This window comes from Mycoplasmopsis gallinacea (assembly GCF_900660495.1).
GTDB lineage: Bacteria > Bacillota_I > Bacilli_A > Mycoplasmatales > Metamycoplasmataceae > Mycoplasmopsis > Mycoplasmopsis gallinacea.
On the sequence record NZ_LR214950.1, the window covers coordinates 444889 to 471518 of the forward strand.

Below are 26630 nucleotides of genomic sequence, written 5' to 3' on the forward strand. Positions count from 1 at the left end.
ATTATTTTAAAGCAGAAGCTTTAAAATGTTCATCTTTTGTTCATTTTTCAATTTGCTCTTCAGTTCCATACACAAAGTGTTCAGGTTCAATTTCTTTAACTAAAGGTATATTAGGGAATTGTTGCTCTTGAAGATATGAAAGTTCAAAAGTAACATCTTTGAATTTTTCATTTGCATTTGAAATTTTAGGAATAGCTTTAAATAAATTGTTGGTATATGGATGCACTGGCTTAGAGTAAATTTTGTTAGTATCTCCAGATTCAACAATTTTTCCAAGGTGCATAATTTGCACTCTATCAGCTACATATTCAATCATTGAAAGGTCATGAGCAATGAAAATCATACCGATGTTTTTCTCTTTACACAAGTCTTTAAGTAAGTTAACAACTTGGGCTTGAATTGAAATATCAAGAGAAGCAATTGGTTCATCGGCAACAATAACACTAGGCTCAGTGATTAAAGCACGAGCAATTACAATTCTTTGACGTTGTCCACCACTAAATTCATGTGGATAACGGTAAGCAAATTGTTTTAATAAACCAACATCTTCTAAAGCTTTATAGATAGCATTTTTTGTAAATAATTGTGCTAATTTATATTTACGGTACTTGCTTATTAATGTTCTAAATAAAGATTTAAATTTAGTGTTATAGAATTTTAAATCAAATAGAGAAATACCAAGAAGAAGCATTATATTGCTAATATCTTTATTAAGATAACGCAATTCAATTTCAAAAGATTTATTGTTTTCGATCTTTTCTGCAACTGTGGTGTTATATACTTTTAATTCAATTTCCCTTTGTTTTAATTCTTCTTTAAGTTTATTTTTAGCTTTAGTATAGTCAATTTTAGAATCAAACAATTTACGTTTGTTAAGAATTTCTTTGTATTTAACTTTAATTGGAGCTATCAAGTTTGTTTTATAAAAGACATTAAATTCATTGTGAATATTTAAGAATTTGTACATTTCTTCTTTTTCTGATTTTAAATATTCTTTTTGAATTCTCTTTTCTTCTTCAATGTCTTTTTTGTAATTTTCAATTCTTTTAATATATTCACTAATATATTTTTCTAACTCTGAATCAAAAATCTTTTGAGTTTGTTCTAATTTTTGACGTGCTTCTGTTAGAGCTTGTTTGTTTTGTTTAGGTAATTTAAAGAATTCTTTAAATACTTTTGAAAAGCTTTCTAACATTAAATTTTTGTTTTCGTTATAAGCATTTCTTTGAATTTCTCGAGTTTCTTGTGATTTTGAAATATAAGAATTTCAATCAAATTTAAAATTATTATTAATAATATTGTCAATTTCTTTGATGCTTGCTTTTTTGGTTTCATCAACTATTAATTCATCTTTATAAAAATGATTAATGTAATTTTGTAAATCAGCCACAAGTGATTTAAGTTCTTCTAAATTTAAGAATTGTAATTTGCTTAAATTTGATTTAATTGCTTTTTTAACAAATAAATTTAATTTATATAACTTGTATTGATGGAAGAAGTAAGGAATTGATGATGAACTATATGCTTCATTTTTGTGAATATTTGCTTCATTTCTAAATTCTTGTATGAAGTTTCTTAAAGCATTTTTTGTAACATTTTTAAAGTCTTTATTTTGTGTTCTAACATTATTGAAATCTTTAAATCTTTCAATAAAAAGATCTTTATTTTCGTAATACAATTCTGTTTTAAATCTTAATTTTTTTTGTTTTTGATATTCATTTCTTGCTTGCTCTAATTCAACTTCATCAAAATCAATATTATTGTTTCTAAAATCTTTTTGTTTATTATCATAAAGAGCAATTAATTGTTCGATATTTTTATAAAAACTATTAACAATTAAAGAGTTAATTTTTCCTCTTTCTTCAAGGAAACCAAAATATGCATTAAATTGATCATCTGTGTTTTCGGAAGCAGAAAAATCTGCTAATTTAACATTTTGTCACTTTGAAACAAAAGGTTTAAGAAGACGGTTAGCAACTCTTATATTTTCCAACTCTAACTTTAAGCTTTCTTCTAAGAAAGTATAGTGAAAGTTGTCTGCAATTTTTGTTCAATCACTACTGATATCTTTAATTTTATTTTTAATGATTCCATTTACAACAAGAGGTTCTTTTAAAATAGTGTAAATGTTGTTTTGACCATTTAAAGAAGCCATTGGATCTTGGAAGATCATTTGAATATTTTTATGCATGAATTTGCTTCTTTTTCTAGAAATTCTTTTTCCAGAAATAATTTGGTTATGCAATGTTACAAAACCACTAAAATCATCATAAAGTCTTAAAAGAGATCTACCTACAGTAGTTTTACCACTACCAGATTCACCAATTAACCCTACTATTTCACCTTTTTTAACATTGAAACTAACATTATCAACTGCTTTATTTACTATGCTACCATTAACAAAATATTTTTTTAGATTAGATATTTCTAAAATGTATTCATCTTTATTTTTGTTCATCACTAAATACCTTTCTAAAGTTTGCTAATCTATTTTGTAATTCTTCTGGAAGCTCAACTTTAGGAGCTTCAGGGTGTAAAAGTCATGTTGCAGCTGCATGTGTCTCACTTATTTCGAAAAGAGGCGGTTCTTTTATAAAGTCAATTTCAAGTGCATAATCATTTCTTGGTGCAAAAGCATCACCAAGTGGTAAATTAGACATATCTGGTGGAGTTCCTTTAATTGAATATAAACGATCTTCTTTGTTTTCAGGAATAGCAGAAATTAAAGCTCATGTATAAGGGTGTGCTGGGTGAGCGAAAATATCTTTTTTTGTTCCTTTTTCTACAATTTTTCCAGCATACATGACATAAATATAATCACATAATTTTGCAACAACGGAAATGTTGTGGCTAATAAAAATAATTGAAATATTCATGTCTTGACGAATTTGTTCAAAAAGCGCTAAAACTGATGCTTGAACAGTAGGATCAAGTGCAGTTGTAGGTTCATCAGCAATAATTAACTTTGGTTTTAAAGCTACAACCATTGTAATTACAACACGTTGTTTCATCCCACCACTTAATGTGTGTGGGTACATATCGAAAATTTTATCAGCGTTTCTAATTCCGAATTTTTCAAGTAAACCTACTAAGTATTGGCGTTTTTCAACTAGTTTTTTATCTTTTCAATCTTCGTTTTTATTTAAAGCATCTAATAATTGTTTTCCGATTTTTCTAGTTGGATTTAAAGAAGTTAAAGGATCTTGTGGAATGTAACCAATTTTTTGGCCTCTAATTGTTTGTCAAAACTTTTCTTTGTTTGATTGGGTTAAATCAATACCATCGACAGTCATTAAATCTGCTGAAACTAATGCATTATCATTAATGTTTAAAAGAGATTTAGATGTAACAGTCTTACCACTTCCAGATTCACCAACAAGACCAACAATTTGACCTTTTTTGATGTGTAAATCTACTCCACGAACTATTGTCACAAACTTTTTCTTACCAGTTTTAAAGTTGACTTTTAAGTTCTTAACTTTTAATAATGTTTCTGACATAATTCTCCTTTTATTTAACTTTAATAACTCTTGGGTCAAGAGCATCATGAAGTCCGATTGCCATAAAGTGAAGTGATACTGATATTGATAATAAAATAACTGAAGGTAAAAGTAAAATTCAGAAGTTTGTTCCAGCTTGTGAAGCAGCACTAACAAGCAATGCTCCTAAGTTTGTATTATCCCCTTTAAAGAACCCTAAGAATGCAAGTGATGAAATAGACATAATGATTCCTGGAATTCGTGAAACATAACTATTTGCAATTTTACCAATAATTGCTGGTAAAGCATGTTTGTAAATTAATCTTGTTTTTGAAGCTCCAACTGATTTACTTGCTGTAATAAATTCAGAATCTTTAACTGTGATTATGAACAATCTTGTTCCACCCACAGCTCCTGTTCATCCGGTAAATACTAAAGCAAAAATAAGTGTTCAATCACTTGTTCCAAATGTCGAAGCAAATAAAAGTAATCAAATAAGAGCAGGAGGGGCAACAAAGATTTCAATTAATCTCATAATAATTGTATCAATTCATGAACCAACATGGAAACCTAAATAACACCCTACTGCAACTCCGATAATTGTTTGGATAGTAGCGATAATTAAGGCTAATTTAATTGCATTTCAAGTTCCAACTCATGAAGAAGTTCAAATATCAATTCCTAATTCATTTGTTCCTAAAATTGAATTAGGGTATAAGTTAGGGTTACTTGGATTTAATTTTTCAATTTGAGCAATTATTTCTCTAATTTGGTTTTGACTAACACCAGCTGCATTTAAATCAACACCTTTAAAGATTGAGCCAAGGAAAATATAAAGATTCATAGCTCTATAGAATTGATATGTATTAAGTTGAACTTCTTTTGACTCGATAGCTTTTCCGTTCGCTTGAATCATTGTTTTTGTAATAATTTTAATAGCTGATCCTGGATCTTTTGAGGATTTAATGTAATCATTATAAAGAACACCAAAATAATCATTTTTAAATGCATTGATATATTTACCGTAATCTTCATCAGAAATAAATAAAGTCTTCGATGTTCAGTGATTATATGAAGGTGGTAAGTATTTTACATATGGAGAACCTTTCATTGTAATAAATGAAAGGTTTCCGTTTGAATCTACTTTTAAAGAGTTAGTTGAGCTATCTCATTCTGGCACATTGAAAAACATTGTATCACTAATACTTTTAGTGGAATCATGCATGCTTGATAAAGTAGAAACAATAGATAAAATTAAAATAATAATGAAAATAATTGTACAAGCAACAGCTGCTCAGTTTGTGAAAAATCTCTTGAGAATCTCAATTAATATTTTTTTAGGTTTTCCTGCAACATTAACAAAATTATTTCCTGAATTAGAAACTCTTTTAAATAAATCATTAGAGTTGGCATTAATGTTTAGTCCGTATTTGCGATTAAATTCTCTTGTACTCATTAATTACCTCCTTTAGCTAATTCATTTAATTCTTTAAATTGTTTATTTCTTTCTAATGTTGCTGTAAATCAAGTTCTTAAATTGTATTTTGAAGTTGTTCCGTATTTAATTCTTGGGTCTAAAATTGTATAAACAACATCAACAAGAATTGTTGTAAATAATCCTAATGTGGTAAAGAAGAAAGTTGAAAACATAATTAAGTTAATTTCTCCAGTTGGAAACGCTTGTGATAAAACTTTTGAAGTCCCTGGAACTTGTCAATATGTTTCAATAACAATACCACCAGATAAAAGACCTATATATGAAGGAATAATTAAGGCAGCAAGTGGAATAGAAATGTTTCTTAAAACATATTTGAAGAAAATTTCACTTCTACTTAAACCTTTTGATTTTGCTATTAACACATAATTAGATGTAAGAACGGTAACAACTTGGTTACGTGCATATGAAATATATCCAGAAAGAGAACCAAGCACAATAATGAATATTGGTGGTAATCAAGATAAGATTATTTTTCCTCATCCCATAGCCTTAATAACTTCTTCATTGGATGGGTTTTGGAAAATAGGCGGAATGTTAAAGTTCAACAAAATTGAAATAAAAATAGGAGCAACAATAAATGAAGGTAATGCTATAAAAACAAGAGAGAAGAAATTAACAAAGATATCAAATGTTGTACCTCTTTTATATCCAGCAACAATTCCAAGTGCTATACCTAAAATTGCACTAATAATAAATGAAGGTAATGTAATGATAATTGAAAACTTAATGTATTTAAAGAAAAGGTCAGGTATATTTTTTGCATTTGACCCTGAAAAGACGTTTTGATCAAATACATTACCAAAAGGATATTCTTTGTTAAAAATGTCTTTAAATCAATATCCTAAACGGACAAATGGACTTACTTTAAAATAGATTCAGTCTTTTTTGTGTTCTGCAAACTCAAGATTTGCTGGAGTTAAATGGAAAGCTTTTGATTTTTCAAATAAATCTCTAATTTGACTCTCTGTTAAAGCTTTCTTATCCCCCGCTGACACAGTAAGTTGTCTAACAAAGGGGTTTTCAGCAAATATCGCCACAGAAAGGTATACAACTAAAACAATAATAATTAATGTTAAAATTGCAAGTAAAATTCTCTGGGAAAGATATTTAAACATAATTTCCTTTCTTTCATAAATCAAACAATAAACAAACAGTTTTGCTGTTTGTTTATTGTTTGATTAGTTATATTAAGATAATTTTTCTTCTCCTAATTTAATTCAACCAAAGTCTAAGAAGTCAAAGTTTGTTTGAGGTTTAATGTAACTTGGGTTTGAAACAGTTGGGGTAAAGTTGTTTTTACCAATTGTTGTTGCGGCATCAAAAGTAAATCCAAAGTACACAACTAATTCATTTGCTAATTCTAATAATGATTTTTTAGTTACACTAGGTGAGTTGTTGTAGTTTAATCAGAATTTAGATGTTATATCCGCAACTGTTAAATACCTTCCATTTGCTTTTTCTTCTACTGATAAGGCTACATAAGCATTTTTAGCTTCGTTTAATTTTTCTGATCCTAAAGCGTGTTGAAAATCACTAAGTAATGTCGGACTTAATATTGCTCAATCCGCAAAAGGAATGCTAAGTAAAGCTCCTTCAGATTCAATTTTTTCAACATAAGCTTTAAATTCTTTAGCAGCTTCAACTAAACGTGGAAAAGCACTTCCAAATTTTTGTGCTAATTCAGAATCTGTAGAAAGTTGAGCAAAAAGGTTTAGTAATTGTGATTGAGTACCAATTCCATCTATACCAGAACCAATAGTTTTATAGTCATATCCTCATCCAGTAACAGTTTCAAAACTTCCTGATCCTCAATGAGCTCTTCAGCCATCTGCATTTTGTGAGTAATCAAAACTAATGTTTAATCTTCCTTTTTTATCAAGAGCGTTCATTGTATTAGCTAATTTTCGGAATGTCATTAAAATTGGTGGATTAGGGTTGATGTATCTATAGAAGTAAGGAATATTTACTCTTGTAGATTCTGGAGTGTTTGTTTGTGTATATAATCTATCTAATAATGCTGTCATTCTTTCTGATAATAGTTCGAACGCAGATGATTTATATTTATCATCTTCATTTTTATCAAGACTTGAGTTTTCTGATTGAGAAATTTCTGTACCAATTTGTCCACCTAAATCAACTTTTGCACCTGTTTGTGAATCAACAACAAATAATGTATTAAGTGCTTCAGCATTAGCTCTCAAGTTATTTTCTGCAAGTGAATGATCGTTAAAATCTTCTTTAATTGCAGCATCTGGTGCTAAAGGTGAAAGTCATGGTGAACTTGGTCTATTTGGTGTTAAATCGTTAACAACAGGTTCTCAATTAATTGCTGCTGGTAAAATAGTTCTAAATTCAATTGAAATACCAGTTGAGTAATTTTTAACAACATCTGTAGATGTATAAACATCACTAAGTGAATGTCCGTATAATAATTGAGACACTAAATTATCAAAATTGTATTTTCCAGTATTGTGTCCATCTGGAAGTGAAGGTACCATTAAGTTAATTTTAGTTTTTGCATAAACATCTTTGTTTAAAACTTTAACATAAGACATTCCGTATTTTTGTTTATTTTGATCTACTTGATCTTTAAGGTTTTTTGGTAACGCAGAGTAATTTAAACTCGCATTATCTCCAGAAGTATATGCGTTATAAGAGGTTTGAATAAATGCATCTTGATCAACTTCACCTGATTGATATTGTTCTTGGAAAACAAGAACATTTTGTTTATCTTTTAAGAATTCTTTATTTGAATAGTGTCTATTAATTCTAATTTCTTCAATTAAAGTATCACCATTATATGGAATTCCATAGTATTTACCTGAGAATAAGGTATTTTGAATTGTTGTTCCATATCAGTAAAATCCAAGTTCTTTAGCAAGTCCTTCAGCATTTAATATATCTGTTTTATATGCTTCTGTATCAAATGAATTAGCTCCGCTTGTAGGTTTTACAGTTGAAATAACTGGAGTATTTTGATTTTGACTTACATATTCATAAGGCATTGGTGCAAATTCATAAGTAGAATAAATATTTTTAAGAATCTCACCAAATAAAGCTGTTTCATCAAGGTTTTTCTTTTCAATATTGAAATATGTATTACCTTCTGCATCTGTAGTTACTGCTGTATCTTTTTGAATTAAGTGATCAAAATTTACATTATATAAGTCAAAAAGATATGAGTTTCCATAACTTGTTTTACTATCAAGTAATTTTCCAGGTGCATGTAAAAGACCTTTCATTTTTTCGTCAAGAGATTCTTTTCCACCGTGACTTAAACGGTATTGACCTGTGAATAATAAAGTTCTTACAAGACCTGCTCAGTAATCATAAGCTGAAACTTTATATTGTGTTTCGTTTCCATTTTTATCAACTCATTTGGCACCTTGTCTAACTCTAAAACTAACTTTTTTAGCATTTTGTAAATTTTCTTGGAAAGAAAGTGAGTTAATTGATTTTGGGTTATTTGAAGTAAGTGTTACAACTGTTTCATTATAATATTTACCATCTAATTCGGGTGCAGGAATAACTTCCGCTTCATCAGAATCATAAACATGTTCTACACCATCGTTAGTTGTAATAATAATTGCATCAGCGTGTTCAAAAACCATTGCCTCACCTGAAGGTTTTGAAATTCTAATTGTTTTAGTTTCAATACCTTCATCGTTTACTTCTGTAGTTTCACTGTATTGAGCTTGTCCAATAGCTTTAAATGAAATAAGTGTACCTGTTGTACCATCTTCTAAATATGCACCACTTTTACTTCCATAAAGTCATGAACGATCTCATCTAAAATCTTTTAAGTTGTATGTAGCATTAGTAATTGATTTATATGTACCTTGTCTAGCAAAAGCTGATAAATTTGAATCATTACCTGTTAAATAACTTACTTTTGTTACTAATGAACTTGATGTAAGAATATTAGATGAATTTTCGTTTCCATTATTTGTTGTTCCACCATTTGATGGTGAACTTTTGGTTGTATCACCACAAGCAATAGCTAAAACTGATGTAAGAGGAACCGCCAATACTGTTGCTGTTCCAAGTAAAAACCTTTTTCTAAATTTCATTTTAATTCTTCCTTTTTATCTTTTCTTTTTCTTTACTTATTAAATTTAAATATTTTTTTACCTAATTTGACTCATTGATCAATTAACTTTTCCACATAGTCAAATCCTTGTTTATAAAATTGATCATCTTCTAAATTTACACCTACTTTTTTCAGTATTTCAATTGGGTAATCGCTATTTCCAGCACTTAAGAAATTATCAATGTAATTTTCTAAAGCAATAGTGCCTTTGGTTTTATATTGTGCAAAGAAATAGCTAGCAACTAATTGTCCAATTGCATATTTATATACGTAAAATCCGTAATAAAAGTGCGGTACGTAAATTGAGAAAATCGTTGTTTCATCATTGTGCTTAACATTTCTTTCGAGTGTGTATTTTAAGGAGTTTTGATAATAAAGTTTGCTAAGCGAATCAAAACTACTTGAAAGAGTTCCTTGTTCAATACCCCTATATAAATCATATTCGTAATTTGCTCACTCAACTTGTCTCATCACAGTTGCTATAAAACCATTAATCATACTTGTTAAAATGCTAAATTTTAACTTGTCATTATCTGATTGTTGAAGGAGATAATCATAAAGCATTAACTCGTTAAAAATCGATGCAATTTCAGCTAAGAAAATTGGATATTGACTGTTAATAAGATCCTGACGAGTATCTGAATAATATGAATGCATTGAGTGCCCAAGCTCATGGGCTAAAGTTTCCACTCCGCGTAATTGACCATTAAAATTCATTAAGATATATTTTTTATCAATCCCGTAAGATGATCCAATGCTATAAGCTCCACCACGCTTAGAATCTGCACTCATAAAATCTACTCAGTTTTCATTTAAAGCTTTGTGAATTTGATTCATATACTCACTTCCAAAAGGCTTAAGTGCATTTTCAACTAGCTCTTTAGCTTTTTCAACGCTATAATCTGAATCTACAGTAATTAAATCTCTACTTCAATCTCAAATTTGAATTTTTTCTCCAAATTTTGCTTTATAAAACTTCTTATATCAGTGTTTATATCTAAGGAGCACCTTTTTATTTATTTGAACTTGAGAAAACAATTTATTTAATAATGCATCAGAAACTTTATCTTCATAAGTAAGCATTGAAATTACTGAATCATACTTACGAACATTTGCTTCTGTTGCTAAATCTTTAAAGTGTTGATATAAAACTTCTGATAAAGAATTTTTATGCTTAATATAACCTTTTAAGAAGTTTTGATAAGCTTGCTTTCTAACATCTTTGTTTTGATGCTTAAGAAGCTTTAAGCGATTAGTTGGATTTAATTTAACTTTCTTGTTTTTAGATAGCTCAATAGTTCCAAAATCAAGTTCGCTGTTGGTTAAAATGCTAAAAATCTTATTTAAATTAGCTTTACCAAAAGAAGTTTTTTTGATATATTCTTCAACATCATCACTAAGCTTATGAGTAAATGAATCAAGTAAATCAGTTAAATAGCGCTTGTAGATCTTAAGTTCTGGTTTTTCTTTTCAATCTCATATTTTGTCTTTATGAGCATAAATTCTATTTTCTTCTGATCCAAATCTTGATACAAATGCTTGAGTTAGAAAATCAAATTCTTGTTGGAGCTTATTAAATTTAGGACCTACTAAATTAGTATTAAGATTGTTTGATAAGTAATTATGGAGCTTAAAAGTCACTAAAGTTAATTCTTCTTCTAACTTAAGGCCTTTTGTATAACTAGCTAAGTTTTCGAATTTAGAATCTTTAATAGCAATTTTTTGCTCTCAAAGCTCTTTGTATTTATCAACTCAATACTGATAAGTTTTATTTTCTAAGATAGCTTCTAAATTTCAGCGATACTTTTTAGGTATATCCTGATAGTTTTTGTATTGTTTAGCTTCCATTATCCTCCCTTCACAATAACGAATTAGAAAAAACAAGCCTTGTAGAATTTACTATAAATTCACAAAACTTGTTTTTTAATTATTAATAATTAACAAATTTGTGTATCTATAGCACCAATGAATGCGTCAAAGAATAAAGCTCGATTAAGACCCTTTATCAACCAAAGCAAATGCCTTTGCTAAGATTTCGGCTTTTATACCCTTTCCATAGTTTCCCGGCATGCCTGCTCCACTATGTACTAATGCTAAAAGCTCCTCTATAGTACAAATATAATCTAGTTTAGCAGGTTTTTGCTAACCTGCTAGAAAACAGATTAACAACAAAATTACATAATTGAACGAACAATCATGCTAATAATGTTGTTAAAAATAACTACATTGATCTGTTTTTTCATGCAAGAATGATAACACATTTTTAACAAAAGACAAAATTTTTTGTTTTTTATTTTTGTTGTGAATTAGAAAAAACATTTATTTTTTCTAAATATTTTTCAAAAAACATTCTTTTATTCTCATTATCAATAGAATTGAATTCTTCTTTAAAAAAAGTATAAAACATAAAAATATATCTAGGTTCCATCTTATTTAATATATTGTCGAATATATTACTATATTTATTTCTTATAATAACTACAATATCTTCTTTGGTTTTAAAATCATAAAACTTAAATATTTCCAAAAACTCTCATATGAATTCTAATTGCGAAACGCTTAAATTTTTTACTGATTCTATCTCTTTTAAAATCTCATTTTCTATCTCGCTTAAATATTTTTTCTCTTCTGAATTTAATGATTTATCATTTAAAATTAATTTTATTTTTAAAATAAACTCTAAACTTCTTTTTATTTCATATTCATCTCTTGTTTCTCTAATTCATTTTAAAAGATAATTTTTCAGATAATTTAATTTGTTTAAAAAATCAAATTCATCAAGTATATTTTTAAGACCCAATTCTTTTAATGCAACATAAATTTTTATATTCATATTTGCTATATCATTTATCGTTATTCCTCCAAAGTTTTTAATAGTAAAAAAATTATTTTCATCGTCTAAATTCTTCGATAAATAACTTTTAATATCATTTATAAAACTTTCTTTTTTCATATTTTCATTAAAAGAAAATGTATATAAATAATTGTCAAATATAACAATCGGTACTTTTGATAAATCACTAAATGTAAATAATTTAAACATTTCTTTTTCTATGCTATCTTTTTGAAATAATGATTTTTTATAAAGATTCACAATATAATAATGTGATTCAATGTTTTTTGGTATTTTTCTATTATAAAAAATAGTCATTTTTTCTAAATTAAACACATCTTTAATCGGACTTTTATACATAGGCTCTTTTTTTCTATTAAGTAAATAATATGTTAATCCAGCTAATGTAGCAGAGACGGAAATTGATCCAATTGATCAAAGTAAATATTTTGTAATTTTTTTCATTTCTTAATTTTAAAAACAATACTTTTTAATTGTATTGATTATACCTCCATCTTTATTATTAAATTCACTAACAATATTTGCTAGTTTGTTAAACTCTTCTGATCCATTTTTCATTAAAATCACTTAATCAAGTTGTCCAACAGCAGTAGAATCATTCATTTAATCGCCAATATGAACTGTTTTAACCTTTGAATTATTAATTTATGCGGCAAAAAGTTTTTTAGTAAATCCTTTTGAAACTTTTGCATCTGTAATTTCAATGAAACTATCATTAGGCCCCGATTTAGTAATGTGAATTTGACTTTGATATTTTTCACTTCAAGTTTTAAAAAGTTTCCTTGAAACATTGCTTTTAGGATCTCAAATTAACATTATTATTTTACACTATGTACACAAAAAATCACGCGTTTAAAATTCGCGCGTGATTTTTCTAATTTATATGATTTTTACAACATACTAGAGAAATAGTTCTAGTAATTTTTAAGACAAAAAAACGAATACAACTATAAGGTAGATGTATTCGTTTTTTTGAAAGATTGTAACTTGGAAACTCAGGGTGTATCCTGCATATGTATTGCTATTTAAGATTAGCACTTTATGTGATTTTTTATCAAATTTTTGAAGAAAAAATCACCCATAGGGTGATTTTATAAATTATTAATCTTCGTCTTTGTCTTGAACGTTTCTACGTTTAATAATTGGATCAGCAATACTGTTTGGACATTTTTCATAGTGGTCAAATTGCATTTGGTATGTTCCACGTCCACTTGTCATAGATCTAAGTTCTGTTGAGTAACCGAACATTTCTGAAAGAGGTACCATAGCACGAACGTTTGTTGATCCATCGTTTCTTTGTTCTTGGTCGTTAACAAGTCCTCTACGACGTGATAAATCACCAATAACATCCCCGATGTGGTCGTTTGGAACAACTACTGAAACGTCCATAATTGGTTCAAGTAATACTGTACCAATTTGGTCTTTAGCTTTTGTAAGAGCTTTAGAAGCAGCAATTTTATAAGCCATTTCAGATGAATCGACGTCGTGGTATGATCCATCAAATAATGTAGCTTTAACGTCGATCATTGGGTATCCAGCTAAAATACCTGCTGCCATTTTGTCTTCAAGACCTTTTTGAATTGATTTAATGTATTCTTTAGGAATTTTTCCACCAACAATTTTATCAACGAATTCAAATCCTTGATCTGGGTTAGGTTCAAATTTAATTCATACGTGTCCGTATTGCCCTTTCCCTCCAGATTGTTTGATGTATTTACCTTCAACATCAGCTGTTTTTGTAATTGTTTCACGGTATGAAACTTGAGGTGCTCCAACTTTAGCTTGAACACCGAATTCTCTTTTAAGACGGTCTACAATAATGTCAAGGTGTAATTCACCCATTCCGGCAATAATTGTTTGTCCTGTTTCTTCGTCTGTGTAAGTTCTGAATGTAGGATCTTCTGCTGCAAGTTTTTGAAGTCCAAGTGAAAGTTTTTCTGTTGCAGCTTTTGATTCTGGTTCAAGAGCTTGTGAAATAACTGGTTCTGGGAAAACCATTTTTTCAAGAACAATTTTAGGTGTTTTTTCAGCAATAAGAGTATCACCTGTTGTTGTATATTTAAGACCAACAGCAGCTGCGATATCTCCTGCACGACATTCATCGATTTCCACACGGCTGTTTGCGTGCATTTGTAATAAACGTCCAATACGTTCTTTTTGTTCTTTTGTTGAGTTGTATACGTAGCTTCCTTTTTCTAAAACTCCACGGTATACACGGAAGAATGTTAAGCTTCCTACGTATGGGTCATTCATAACTTTGAATGCAAGAGCAGCAAAATCCCCTTCATCTGTAGCTTCAACACTAACTTCTTCATCACCTAAGTGAGCTTTAATTGCTGGAACATCAACTGGTGATGGAAGGTAATCAACAACAGCGTCGATCATTTTCTTAACACCTTTGTTTTTAAATGATGTACCACAAACAACTGGGAAGAATTCTGAAGTTAAAGTAGCTTTTCTAATTGCATCTTTAAATTCTTCTTCAGAAATTTCTTCACCTTCAAGAACTCTCATCATAAGTTCTTCATCAAAGTTAGCAACTGCTTCTAAAAGTTCTTGACGTTTTTCAACAACAATATCTTTTAAATCAGCAGGAATTTCTGTTGGAAATTCTTCTTCTTGAGCTTCTCCATTGTATGTGTAAGCTTGTAATGTAACAAGGTCTACAAGTCCTTTGAAATCTGATTCAGCACCAATTGGTCATTGGATAGCAACTGCATTTCCACCTAAACGGCTTTTAACTGAAGCAACTGAAGCTGCAAAGTCAACACCAGCTTTATCCATTTTGTTTACATAAACAATACGTGGAACTTTGTAGTTTGTTGCTTGTCTTCAAACAGTTTCTGTTTGAGGCTCAACTCCTGATTGAGCATCTAAAACAGCAACAGCACCATCTAATACACGTAATGAACGTTCAACCTCAACTGTGAAGTCAACGTGTCCTGGTGTGTCGATAATGTTAATTCTTTTTCCTTTTCAGAATGCTGTTGTAGCAGCTGAAGTAATTGTGATTCCACGTTCTTGTTCTTGAGCCATTCAGTCCATTTGACTAGCTCCATCGTGTGTTTCACCAATTTTGTGAATTTTACCTGTGTGGAATAAAATTCTTTCTGTAGTAGTAGTTTTCCCTGCATCAATGTGGGCCATAATTCCGATGTTACGGTAATCTTTTAATTGATAATCTCTAGCCATAATAAAACCCTAAATTATCATCTGAAGTGTGCAAATGCACGGTTAGCTTCAGCCATTTTGTGTGTATCTTCACGTTTTTTGATTGCTCCACCTGTTTTGTTTGATGCATCGATGATTTCGTTAGCTAAACGAACATCCATTGTTTTTTCGTTTCTTAAACGAGCATATTGAACTAATCATCTAAGTGATAATGCTTGTTTTCTACGAGGAGAAACTTCTGTAGGAACTTGGTAGTTTGTTCCTCCGATTCTTCTTGTTCTAATTTCAAGTTGTGGAGTAACGTTTTCAATAGCTAAATTGAAAACTTCCATTGGATCTTTTTGTGTTTTTTCTTTAACAATTTCAAATGCTGAATATAAGATATCTTGAGCAATTGATTTTTTTCCGTCAAGCATAATTGTGTTAATTAATTTTGTAACAATTACAGAGTTAAAAACTGGATCTGCTAATACTTCACGGATAGGCGCGCTTTTCTTTCTTGACATATTTGTCCTCCTATTTTGAATATTTGTGTTTTTTGTAAATTAATAATTTAAATTATGCTTTGATTATTTAGCTTTTTTAGCACCGTAAAGACTACGTCCTTGTTGACGTTTAGCAACTCCGGCAGCATCTTGTGTTCCACGAACGATGTGGTATCTAACCCCAGGTAAATCTTTAACACGTCCTCCACGGATTAAAACAACAGAGTGTTCTTGAAGGTTGTGTCCTTCTCCTGGAATATATGCTGTAACTTCCATTCCGTTTGATAACTTAACACGAGCATATTTACGTAAAGCTGAGTTAGGTTTTTTAGGTGTCATTGTTGCAACACGAGTACATACACCACGTTTGAATGGTGATGCCATTTTTTTAGCTTTTTTAATTAATGAGTTGTAACTTAAACTAAGAGCAGGAGCATTTTGCTTTCTTGTCTTAGATGTACGACCATTTGTAACCAATTGATTAATTGTTGGCATTTTAATACATCCTTTCTATAAATAATAATTCTTGTAAAAACAGCTATTGTATTAGATAGCCATATTATTATACAACAACATACCCGTGTGTATCGCATTTTTTTAAATTTTTTTATAGGTATTAAATAGCAAACGAAATGTCACACCCTTGAGTTTTAAATTAAAAATCTACATCTTAGATAAAATTTTAATTGATAAAGGAGTGACTATGGGTGTGTTTAAAATAACAACACATAAAAAAATGAGCTATTACGAAGAAAGAAAGGCTCAAATAATAGCAGGTATTATAAGGTTTTGAAACAAAAGAACAAACAAAGAACTTGCTAGGATGTATCACGTCAGCGTCAGAACAATAATTAGATACAAACAAGAAATAAAACCATTTATAGAAAATGGTACTTTTAACGTTGCTCACAAAGGTAGAAAAAATGAAAATGCACTCAAATATAATGATGAAACTATAAATAAAATTATGTGTGATTATTACGATTTTTCTGAAGAATTTTTTCCTAAAAAAGCAACTATTAACACCGCTCCTTTTTGACTTTATTATTATGAAAAAGTAAAACAAAGTTTTAATATTAGTTATTCACAAGCTTTTAGAAGAGTTAAAAAGCAAGGTTTCATTAACATCCAAATGACAAGAAAAGGTAAAAGAGAATCTAGAAAAATTAGAAGATTGCTTGAACAAGAAATTGGTGAAAAAACTTCACTTTTCACAAGAATTGGTTCTTTAGAAATAGATGAACGTGAGAAGAAAAGAAAAAGCGTTTATCAAGCTAAAAATATACATTTAAAATTTGGTGAAAATGTTGAATTAGATGCTTGTCAAGAAATATTTTTCGGGGATAAAAAAGTTTTCATTTACCACGCAATTGATTCAGCTACAGGTAAATTACTTGAACTTCAATGTGAAGAGCAAGAAACAAATGTGGGATACCAAAAGCTAATTGATAAACTCTTTAAAAAATATGGATTTCCTTCAAATATAACAACAGATCGTAGAAGAACTTTTTGAGGTTCGGAAAAAACATACACAATGTTTGAAGAGGCTTTAATCGATAGAGGAATTACTTTATTTGTGTCGTCTAACCCTAAAGATAAGCCAAATGTGGAAAGATCTTTTGCTAGTGCTCAAAATTATTACCCTTATTTATTTAAAAATAAAGGTATTGATTCTATTGAAAAGTTAAATAAAAGAAGCGAAGAAATTATTGATGAATATAATAGACATTTTCAAAAAACAGAAGGTAATAAAGAAAGCAAATTTATCAAAAACGATCCTAGTTCAAATATTTACGATTTTTCTTTAAGAATTAGAAGAAGAGTAAATAATGGAGTCGTTATGTATAAAAATAAAATGCTCGCCCCTTACGACGAACATAATAAAAGATTAATGTTTTTTTCACAAAGCGGAAAAGATATTAATTTATGTTTAGATGTAAACCAAAACTTATATTTCGAAATCAATAATAAGAAATATATTGCAAAAGTAGTTGAAGAATCTGAATTGAATGAAACCGAAATTTATGCTTTAGCTAAAGGGTTAGATATTTCTATCCCACAAGTACATGTGATTGCAAAGGCAATTGTAAATTCTAGAAAATTCACTTTAGCACAGTCACAATTAAGACATTTTCCCGACGAAATTCTCAAAAATGAAAATGCACAAAAGATAATCAAAATACTTGAAAGAAGTGAAGAAATTTTGTTAAAACTTTATAACTTACTTGAAAAAGATATAGAGTGAAAAGATAAAGTTGCATTTATTGACAACTAATATCACAAAACATATTTTATAATCAACAATTTCTTTATGAATTTTGAAGTTCTTTTGCTTCTTTTCTGCGAAAGAAAAGAAGGCCCGTGCGGCAGCACAAATATTGAATTTGTAAAACCAAAAACTAACATACACAATTAATTGATTTTGTTAATTCAATACTTGAATTTTATTTCAATAATTAATATCAAAACTGCTTGTGTTGAATTCTTAAGAATTCAATATAATTATATTAAAAGAAACAAACAAGAGTGACAATTCGTTTAATAATTTACACCCGTGTGTATCGCATTTTTTTAAATTTTTTTATAGGAAATTTTTTGATTAAATAAACTACTTTTTTACATATTGTTTTTTGCTTTATTAAAACTTTGAATATAAAAGGTTGATATCAAGTGAAAAAATTGTATTTAGAAGGATTTAAAAATTGAGAAAAAAAGTAAAAAGTGCATTTTTTGCTCTTTTTTAGGGTAAAATTGTAATTATTGCAAAAATAAAGGAGTTTTAATATGTACGATTTAATTGTTATTGGTTGAGGTAAAGCAGGTAAAACACTAGCTAATAAGTTAGGTTCTCAAGGTCAAAAAATTGCCCTAATTGAAAAAGATCCTAAAATGTATGGAGGAACCTGCATTAATGTAGGTTGCTTGCCAACTAAATCATTAGTTCATGATGCAAAATTAGTTTCTCAAATGCGCAGTCTTGGAATTGAAAATAATTATGAAGTTAATAATGCTTTTTTCAAAAAAGCAATGGAGCATAAACAAAACCTTGTTAAAAAATTAAACAAAGTTAATTTTGACATTTTAGAAAACAACCCTAATGTTGATTTATATCTTGGAGACGCTTCTTTTGAAAGTGAAAATAGCATAAAAGTTACAAAATATGATTATCAAGAAATTATTTTAGAAGCTAAAAAAATCTTAATTAACACCGGAGCTATTCCAAATAAATTATCAATTGAAGGTTCTGATTCTAAAAACATCTTAACTAGCGAGCAACTTTTAGAACTTCAAGAATTACCAAAAGACATTTTGGTAATTGGAGCTGGTTTTATTGGGCTTGAATTTGCTTCAATTTTTAATCACTTTGGATCAAATGTTCAAATTTTTCAAAAAGGAAATATCTTTCTTCCTTCAGAAGATCAAAGTGATGCAGACGCTATTAAAGATAGCTTAATCAAAAGGGGAATTAAGATTGATTTTGATATTGATTTAATTAAATTTGTTGATTTAAGAAATAATAAAACTAAGGTAGTTTATAGTCAAAATGATCAAATCAAAGAAGCTGTTTTTGACAAAATCTTGGTAGCTATTGGTCGCAGACCAAACACTGATGGACTTAATTTAGAAAAAGCTAATATTAAAGTAAATGAAAGAGGAATTATTATTAGTAACAAGTTACTCCAAACCACAAATGAAAATGTTTATGTGGCTGGCGATGTTAAAGGTGGCTACCAATTTACTTACATTTCACTTGATGATTCACGGATTATTTATCCGCAACTTGCTAATTTAGAAGCGTCTTACACTAAAGATGATCGTAAATATGTTCCTTTTGCTTCGTTTATTGATCCAACATACGCTAGAGCTGGATTAAATGAAAAGGAAGCAAAAGAAAAAGGAATTGAATTTACAGTTAAATACTTGCCATCACTTAAAATACCAAAAGCACACGTTATTAGAGAAACTGAGGGGTACTACAAAGTGCTTATTGACAAAGAAGGCTATATTATAGGTGCAATTGTCTTTAATTATGAAGCTCATGAAATTATCAACTTGCTTTCAGTAGCAATCAAATACAAAATTAAAGCTAGTGATTTAAAAGATTTCATTTATGTGCATCCAAACTTTACAGAAGCGCTTAATGATGTTTTAGCTTAATTGAATTTAAAAATTGTAGGAACTAAACCTACAATTTTTAAATTCTAATTTTGGACTTATAAGTGCAAATTACCTTGGAAATTGGTTCACAAAATCTTGATAAATATTCTCAAAATCTTTGTTATAAAGTTTTGTATCTTTTAGGTGAGAACCTCAAAAGAATAAATATGAGTACATTTTTGCTTTTTCTTGATCATCTCCAAAAAGTCTTTTTAGATTGGCGCTTGATATTCTAATTTTGCCTCCTCCGCCTTTTACTTTCTCAAAGTATGGAATTACCATTCATTGATATTTATTTGCCATGAGATAAAATTTTCCACGGTAAAATGAAAATCCTTTGTTACTTAAATCTTCATCATTTCCTATGTATTCTTTATCAAAAGATAATTCATATCTAGTAAATTTTAAGTTTTTAGTTCATGCTTCAATTCTTTTCATTTTAAATAAATTCTTAAATAATCAAATTGAAAAAACTGCAAAAGCTATAATTGAAATCAGGAGAAAAACATCAAAGAACTCATAGTATACAAAAACGACTTGAAGCTCTTCTTGAGGATATTTTTTTAAAATAGCAAAGTGAATAGTTGTTAAACAAATAATGTTTACAAATTGAATTATATTTAATATCAAGAGCATTTTATTTATAGAGCTAATCTCTTTTTTTAGATCATCAATTGCGTCTTTAAATAAATAATTAATTGCTCTGTTAAATTTTTGTTCATTAATTCACTTTATCCTTTTGTAAATAGGATTTAAAGTGAATTGGAAAAATGATTTTCTTTGAAATTTTCCCGAGTAAAGTCATGTTCATGAACAACAGAGTATACCTGTAATAACTAATAATGTCATCATTGCATAAAAGTTCATAAATCTTCTTTCTTGAGTAAAAATAAAATTTAATATTTTATATTTTGTCTTTCTAATTCACTTGCAAATGTATTTACAAATTGTTGATAAACGTGCTCATAATTATTATTTTTTACTCCATCTATATCTAAATGAATACCTCAAACTGCAAAATATGTTAGTCACAAATTAGTGAATTTATCGCCATAAAAACCTTCGGAAAAATCTTTTATATCAACTTTAATTGGTTTAAAGTAAAATCTTGACATATACGGCTTTCACTTAAATTCAATAAAGTCATCAGTGAAAAAATCGGTTGTTTCTTTATATTGCTTATCAAAAAATAAACCATCATTAGAAAATTCTAATGTGTTTAAAAATTTATCCACATTTTCAATTTTTCTTTTTCGAGTTCAAAATACAAGATAACATAAAGGAAAAAGAACAAAATGGAAAAACAAAATCATTCCAAATAATATCCCATTTAATAATAGTTGCTCACTAAAAAACTCTATTTTAGTAAAAGATAAAATAAAAATTATGGTAACAAATATGACCCAAAATCAACTTAATAAAAATGATGAGTAAATGATTTTGTTTTGCCTTAATAAGTTAAATCTAATTAAATTTCAAGCTTTCATAAATATAAAGTTTGCTTTGTAACTTGTATTGTTATTTGCTAATAAAATAATTTTTTTATAAATGACATTAAATATAGTCATGAAAGGTAATGTTTTGTCCATTCTCAATCTAAAGGAAAAGATGAGCAATTTATAAGAAATTATTGATAATAAAAAATATAAAAGTACAGTTATGTTCATGCTATGTTCTGCTTTTTGTTCCTTTCTTAATTTTGCTCATATTTGTTAATAAAGTCTTGATATATATCTTGATAATTTTCTCTAAAGAAACTTGTATCTGGTAAATGAATCCCTCACAAAATAAGGTATGAATACATTTTTGATCTTTCAAGATCATTATTTAAAAGTTTAATCATGTTAGGAATTGATATTTTAATTTTTTTCTTTTTAGAACTGTTTTCAACCAATAGTCAATTATGTGCTGCAAAAGGAAAATAAATTTTCTTATCAAATAAAACATAGTCTTTTGCATCTCTATCTAAAAGTTGTACTTTATATTCCTTATCAAAGCACAAGGATGCTCCTGAAAATCTTTGTTTTTGAATGAACCGATTAATTTTTTTAATTGTATGTAAATTTTTAAATAAAAAAAAGATTACAATAATTAATTCTAAAAAATAACCAATTAAAAAAATAGAAAGGATGAAGTAAAAAGCTCACTTGAGAGTTGTGCCATCTTTTAAATAAACTGAAAATAGCGCAATTGAAACAGATGTGCAAACTATTGAAATAATTGAATTTACAATAAATATAATTAAAAGTTTGTTGAGTTTATTTGCTTCTTTATTTAAGTCTTCTCACCCATTTTTAAATAAAGTATTTATTTCTACTTTAATTTTCTTTAAGTCTAGTTCTTGCAACTTTTTATTAAGTTGAAAAAGAATTCATTGAAAATGCACGTTTTTTACATATTTAAATCAGAAAAGATTTTCTGCTGGAAATATTGATAATATATATAACAAAACCAAAGTAATTTGTAATTCAATACTCATATATACTCCTTTATGTTTTTGATAAATTAATTATATTGATAATTAATATTTCTATGAAATAAATAAATAATTAAATTAAAGCAGAACATCGATAATAAATGTTCTGCTTTAAAAATACTTTTAATGATTAAAAATAGGCTTATTGGTTTAAGCAAAACTCTACTAAAGTAGCAACTAATTCACCTTGTGGTTCGCCAGCTTTATCAGCAGTTCCGGCAACATCACAGTGAATAAAATCGATTCCATTAGTAAATTCTTTTAAAAACATTGCAGCTTGTGAACTATCTTGTTTAACACTTGAACTTCAAGAAGCTAAATCTGCAACTTTTGAACCTTTATTTCCTTTGTTAAAATCTTCATGTATTGGCATTCTTCACACTTTTTCTTGAGCTAATTTTGAAGCTGCTTCAAATTTTGAGTATTTAGTATCATTTTCAGTAAAAATACCTGAATAAGTGTTTCCAAGTGAAACTAAAATTGAAGCTGTTAAAGTTGCAACATCAACAATTGTTGAGGGTTTTAAAATCGAAGCTGCATAGTAAAGTCCATCAGCAAGCACCAATCTACCTTCAGCATCTGTATCAACAACTTCAACTCATTTTCCTGACATTGATTTATACACGTTTTCAGGAAGTGAAGCGTCATTATTAATTCTATTATCTGTAATGCACATAATTGCGCTTGCATTTACTTTTGCTTTTAAAAGAGCAAGTGATTTAACTGCATAAGCTGCAATTACAGATCCAGACATATCATATTTCATCCCTTCCATATGATACCCTTTAGTATTAACTCCACCAGTATCAAAAGTAATTCCTTTACCTACAATACTTACACTTTCGGTATTTTCAGGGTTTCCTTTATATTCAACAATAACCACTCTAGGTTCATGTGTTGATCCTTGGTTTACTGATAATAGTAAATTCATTCCTAAATCTTGAATTTCTTTTTTAGTTAAAGTAGTTACTTTAAGATTTTCAATTCCACTAAAATCTTCAGCAATTTTAGCTGCAAGCATTTCTGAGTTTAAGAAATTTTCAGGCATAATTTGTAAATTTCTTGTTTTGTTTACTTGCTCTGCAATAATTACGTATTTATTAGCTTGCTCAATTAAAGCTTCATATGAATCTCCAAGCACTAAATTTAAAGATTTTTCTTTTTGCTCTTCATCTTTTTTATTATCAAGTTCAATTGATTTTTTAAAAAGATTTGCCTTAGCAAAGTAGATTTTAGAAATTAAAGCTCTTAAGATCTCTTCTTGTTTAAAATGTTTCACAAATGAAGCAAAATCAAGGTCAAAATCATAATTTGTTTCACCAAATGTATCTTTAATTAACTGGTGAAGTTCAAAAAGAGATTGCTTGTCTTTTTCAGCAAAAAGATAAGCAAGATTATTAGCAAAATCAATTGTGATTTTTCCATGTTTTTTACCCACAAATGCAGGTAAATTTTCACCTTCAAAAGCTAAAAGCATTTTGATATTTTCTTTGTTAAATTCCTTTGTAATTTTTAACATATATTATTCCTTTTCTGATTGTAAAAATAAATCAATTATTTGTCCAGCACTTTTACGATATGCTCTAACAAGGCCGCCAGCTCCAAGTTTTATTCCACCAAAATACCGAACCACAATTACTAAAACATTAGAAATATTTTTAAATTGGAAAAGATCATAAATTGCTTTTCCTGCAGTTCCTTTGGGCTCACCATCATCATCATAACCAGCTTGGAATACACCTTCTAAATTAAGCAAATAAGCACTGCAAACATGTCGAGCTTTCTTGTGGTTTTTTCTAACCTTTTCAATGATTTGAGCAATTTCTGTTTTATCTTTTATTTTGAAAATATTGCCATAAAACTTAGATTTTTTCTCTTCGTATAGTGTTTCTAAATTCACACATTTATTATATTATAATTTCTTGTTTTATCACAAATTGTGATATTATATTACTGTATGGTAATATAAAAAGATAACAAGGGGAATTATGAAAAAAATAATTTTTAGTTTAGGTGTCTTAACTTCATTTACTAGTGTTGCTAGTGTTATTTCGTGTAACGATACAAATAAGCCAGTAAATGATCAACCTTTCACATACGTAGACAAACACGATATCAAGATTTCAAATTATTCAAAACTTAGCTCACTTCCGGAAACTAAAAGAAATTTAGTCAACAAAGTCAAAGAAACTTTTGAATCATATGCAAATTTCTTGAATGTTAATTTAGATAAAAATCAAGCAGATGTTCGCTTTGTTTCTTACAAAAAATATAAAAAATTAATTTGAAGTAGCCAAAATTCAGTAAGAGCTACTTTACTAAAAATAATTAACAAATTAAATCCACAAAATCCAGAGCAAGGTAAAGAGCTTTTAAAAGCAAAAATTGAACATTTTTATCAACATTTAAATTTATATGATGACATATTTTACTTAATTGAAGATTTTGACTCTGTTTTTTATGAAGATCTAGAAAATAAATATCAAAATCTTAACAAGTTAAAAAAATATTTAGAAGACACACTTGATAACAAAAGTCAAATTGAAAATCAATCTTCAGAAGTTTATTTAACTGCTGTTTTAGAACAAATAGAAAAAGAATTAAATAACAAATTTTTTGATAATCAAAAATTTAACAATGCAAGCGAAGAAACTCATGAACATAATGAAAATAATCATGACCATAATCACGATCATGTTCATGATGATGGAGGAAATGGCCACGGACACTCTCATGCATTAGCAAACTTAATGAATTTAGTAAATAATTTATTAAAACAATTTAGCGAAGCCAATATAGATCAAGAAAATAGTGATGAAAGCATTAAAGCAAAACTTACTCAGTTAGCAACAGAGCAAAACGTTGATTTAACAAATGAAATTAATGCTTTTATAAATGCTTTAAAACAATTTAAAGCGGAATATAACCAAAATAACATCAAAAATAACTACATTAATGCTTTAAAAAATGAAGTAGAAAATCTTAAAGCTAAAATTGATAGTGTTAAACAATTAATAAATGCATAGCTAAAACAAATACTCTTAAAAATGATAAAATAAACTGGGACACGAAAAGTGGACAAAAAAGTTTAATTTGGTAAAACACCTCAGCACTCTTGAGGTGTTTTTCAATTTAATACTGATTGAATTCTTTCATTGTTGTATCAAAATACAAAATCATCAATCAGTGATTTTAATTCATTAAAAGTTATTTTTGTAATGTCGATTAATTTTAAACATTCTGATTTTAAAATTGAAAAGAAATATTCTGCTTCTCTATTATCTAAAGAATTTCCAACTCTACCCATTGATACAACACCATTGTTTTTCTGAATTAAATCTACATAAGTTTTTGAAGAATATTGGAAACCATGATCAGAATGAGCTATTCATTTTTTGTCCATTTTGATTTTAGACATATGTTCAATTACTAGTTCTAAATCATTTCTTTTTGAAAGATTATAATTAACAACAAATTTGCTTTTGTGATCAATCGCAACAGATAAAAATACAAAATTGTTTAAGCAATCTTTTGGTGCAGAAATATAAGTAACATCAGTAGCAATTATTTGGTTTGTCTCTCCATGATAATCACGATTAACAAGATCTATAAATTTTACGTTTGTTTTCTTTTGTTCTCTGTCTCTTTTCTTTCTTCTGGTTAAACAAAATAAGTTTAATCTTCTCATTGCTCTACCAATAGTCCTATAATTTAGAGCTATTTGGAATTTTGTTCTAATATAGCTTTCCAATCTTTTTCTGCCAAACAAACCCTTATTTTTCTTAAATGACTCAATTATTAATTCATCATATTTAGTATTTACAGATTTTTTTCTCGCTTGCTGATCTTTATTTTTTAGATTGTGAATTGTTGACTTAGATTTATTAAAGCATAGACCCAATTTTCTTGTAGAAAGTGAAGATTTCTTGATTTTAGAAATATCAACTTCAATATTATTTCTATCAAAAGAGTCTTTATAAATTTCTAAAATCTCAATCAATTGTTCCTTAGGCATTTTTTCTCACTCCTTTTTTACAATTTCGATAGGAGTAATTTTTTGCTTCCTTGGTCTACCTGAACCTTTACCTTTTTTAGGTGATTTACCTGTTTGCGATTCTATATTTATCATTCCTAAATTATATCTGTTATACTTCAATACAAAATATTTTTTAGCATCATTGAATTTTCTATCAAAGAAACTAAAACCTCTAATTGAGTAATATTTAAGTTCAAAATCATTTTTCGATATCAAATTATTTTTGTAATCTTCATAACTACCGAATAGTTCTAATCATTCATGTGCCTTTAATTGTCTCATAATATCTCCTAAATATATAAAAACACGAAATATGGTTGTGTCCATATTTCGTGTCCTAGTTTAAAACATATTTTAGGAGTATTTTTTATATCCTGGAGTAT

The 26630-nt window shown here is 28.2% G+C and carries 20 protein-coding genes and 1 riboswitch; of the genes, 3 read left to right on the top strand and 17 right to left on the bottom strand.

Annotation, left to right across the window (positions count from 1 at the left end; all coding sequences use genetic code 4):
- Position 1: 1 nt before the first annotated feature.
- The 11 genes from EXC51_RS01700 to rpsL all read right to left on the bottom strand — a co-directional run bounded on the left by EXC51_RS01700 (position 2) and on the right by rpsL (position 16072).
- The gene (locus EXC51_RS01700; RefSeq protein ID WP_129620230.1) at positions 2–2458 is read right to left on the bottom strand and encodes an ATP-binding cassette domain-containing protein; all 2457 of its coding nucleotides are present in this window, start codon (positions 2456–2458) and stop codon (positions 2–4) included.
- Positions 2445–3548: an ABC transporter ATP-binding protein gene (locus EXC51_RS01705; protein WP_129620231.1), complete on the bottom strand. Its 1104-nt coding sequence runs from the start codon at positions 3546–3548 to the stop codon at positions 2445–2447. Before EXC51_RS01705 ends, EXC51_RS01700 begins: the two co-directional genes overlap by 14 nt.
- Positions 3511–4935 (bottom strand): ABC transporter permease, encoded by a 1425-nt coding sequence (locus tag EXC51_RS01710; protein ID WP_129620232.1) that lies wholly within the window; start codon positions 4933–4935, stop codon positions 3511–3513. Before EXC51_RS01710 ends, EXC51_RS01705 begins: the two co-directional genes overlap by 38 nt.
- On the bottom strand, positions 4935–6092 hold the full coding sequence (locus EXC51_RS01715; RefSeq protein ID WP_129620233.1) for an ABC transporter permease: 1158 nt from the start codon (positions 6090–6092) through the stop codon (positions 4935–4937). The genes EXC51_RS01710 and EXC51_RS01715 overlap by 1 nt, the downstream gene beginning before the upstream one ends.
- Before the next feature lie 72 nt (positions 6093–6164).
- Positions 6165–9047 (bottom strand): OppA family ABC transporter substrate-binding lipoprotein, encoded by a 2883-nt coding sequence (locus EXC51_RS01720; protein WP_129620234.1) that lies wholly within the window; start codon positions 9045–9047, stop codon positions 6165–6167.
- 32 nt (positions 9048–9079) lie between these two features.
- Positions 9080–10915: an oligoendopeptidase F gene (gene pepF / locus EXC51_RS01725; RefSeq protein WP_129620235.1), complete on the bottom strand. Its 1836-nt coding sequence runs from the start codon at positions 10913–10915 to the stop codon at positions 9080–9082.
- A 101-nt stretch (positions 10916–11016) separates the two neighbouring features.
- Positions 11017–11183: riboswitch (Lysine riboswitch) on the bottom strand.
- A gap of 174 nt (positions 11184–11357) precedes the next feature.
- A complete protein-coding gene (locus EXC51_RS01730; RefSeq protein WP_223211647.1) occupies positions 11358–12365 on the bottom strand; it encodes a hypothetical protein in 1008 nt (335 codons plus the stop codon).
- A 201-nt stretch (positions 12366–12566) separates the two neighbouring features.
- Positions 12567–12737: a hypothetical protein gene (locus EXC51_RS04210; protein ID WP_223211648.1), complete on the bottom strand. Its 171-nt coding sequence runs from the start codon at positions 12735–12737 to the stop codon at positions 12567–12569.
- A 285-nt stretch (positions 12738–13022) separates the two neighbouring features.
- Positions 13023–15113 (bottom strand): elongation factor G, encoded by a 2091-nt coding sequence (gene fusA / locus EXC51_RS01740; RefSeq protein WP_129620236.1) that lies wholly within the window; start codon positions 15111–15113, stop codon positions 13023–13025.
- Between the two features lie 14 nt (positions 15114–15127).
- On the bottom strand, positions 15128–15598 hold the full coding sequence (gene rpsG / locus EXC51_RS01745) for a 30S ribosomal protein S7 (RefSeq protein WP_129620237.1): 471 nt from the start codon (positions 15596–15598) through the stop codon (positions 15128–15130).
- Between the two features lie 63 nt (positions 15599–15661).
- Positions 15662–16072 carry a 30S ribosomal protein S12 gene (gene rpsL / locus EXC51_RS01750; protein WP_129620238.1) on the bottom strand — a complete coding sequence of 137 codons (411 nt, stop codon included), beginning with the start codon at positions 16070–16072 and terminating at the stop codon, positions 15662–15664.
- A 148-nt stretch (positions 16073–16220) separates the two neighbouring features.
- Between rpsL and EXC51_RS01755 the strand changes: the two genes are divergently transcribed.
- Both EXC51_RS01755 and EXC51_RS01760 read left to right on the top strand, forming a co-directional pair.
- The gene (locus EXC51_RS01755; protein ID WP_129620239.1) at positions 16221–17852 is read left to right on the top strand and encodes a hypothetical protein; all 1632 of its coding nucleotides are present in this window, start codon (positions 16221–16223) and stop codon (positions 17850–17852) included.
- A 509-nt stretch (positions 17853–18361) separates the two neighbouring features.
- The gene (locus EXC51_RS01760; protein WP_129620240.1) at positions 18362–19735 is read left to right on the top strand and encodes a dihydrolipoyl dehydrogenase family protein; all 1374 of its coding nucleotides are present in this window, start codon (positions 18362–18364) and stop codon (positions 19733–19735) included.
- Positions 19736–19804: 69 nt separating this feature from the next.
- Here EXC51_RS01760 and EXC51_RS01765 read toward each other — a convergent pair whose 3' ends face one another.
- The 5 genes from EXC51_RS01765 to EXC51_RS01785 all read right to left on the bottom strand — a co-directional run bounded on the left by EXC51_RS01765 (position 19805) and on the right by EXC51_RS01785 (position 24111).
- Entirely contained in the window at positions 19805–20602 is a 798-nt protein-coding gene (locus EXC51_RS01765) for a hypothetical protein (protein ID WP_129620241.1), read from the bottom strand.
- Between the two features lie 29 nt (positions 20603–20631).
- Positions 20632–20970 (bottom strand): hypothetical protein, encoded by a 339-nt coding sequence (locus tag EXC51_RS01770; protein ID WP_129620242.1) that lies wholly within the window; start codon positions 20968–20970, stop codon positions 20632–20634.
- Between the two features lie 458 nt (positions 20971–21428).
- Complete coding sequence (locus tag EXC51_RS01775) at positions 21429–22214, bottom strand: hypothetical protein (protein WP_129620243.1); 786 nt, start codon at positions 22212–22214, stop codon at positions 21429–21431.
- 139 nt (positions 22215–22353) lie between these two features.
- Positions 22354–23730 carry a M17 family metallopeptidase gene (locus tag EXC51_RS01780; protein WP_129620244.1) on the bottom strand — a complete coding sequence of 459 codons (1377 nt, stop codon included), beginning with the start codon at positions 23728–23730 and terminating at the stop codon, positions 22354–22356.
- Positions 23731–23733: 3 nt separating this feature from the next.
- A complete protein-coding gene (locus EXC51_RS01785; protein ID WP_268926462.1) occupies positions 23734–24111 on the bottom strand; it encodes an IMPACT family protein in 378 nt (125 codons plus the stop codon).
- A gap of 88 nt (positions 24112–24199) precedes the next feature.
- Here EXC51_RS01785 and EXC51_RS01790 point away from each other — a divergent pair, with 88 nt between their 5' ends.
- The gene (locus EXC51_RS01790) at positions 24200–25237 is read left to right on the top strand and encodes a hypothetical protein (protein ID WP_129620245.1); all 1038 of its coding nucleotides are present in this window, start codon (positions 24200–24202) and stop codon (positions 25235–25237) included.
- 62 nt (positions 25238–25299) lie between these two features.
- On the opposite strand, the gene EXC51_RS01795 is transcribed toward EXC51_RS01790, so the two are convergent.
- Entirely contained in the window at positions 25300–26529 is a 1230-nt protein-coding gene (locus EXC51_RS01795; RefSeq protein ID WP_165001813.1) for an IS3 family transposase, read from the bottom strand.
- Positions 26530–26630 lie beyond the last annotated feature (101 nt).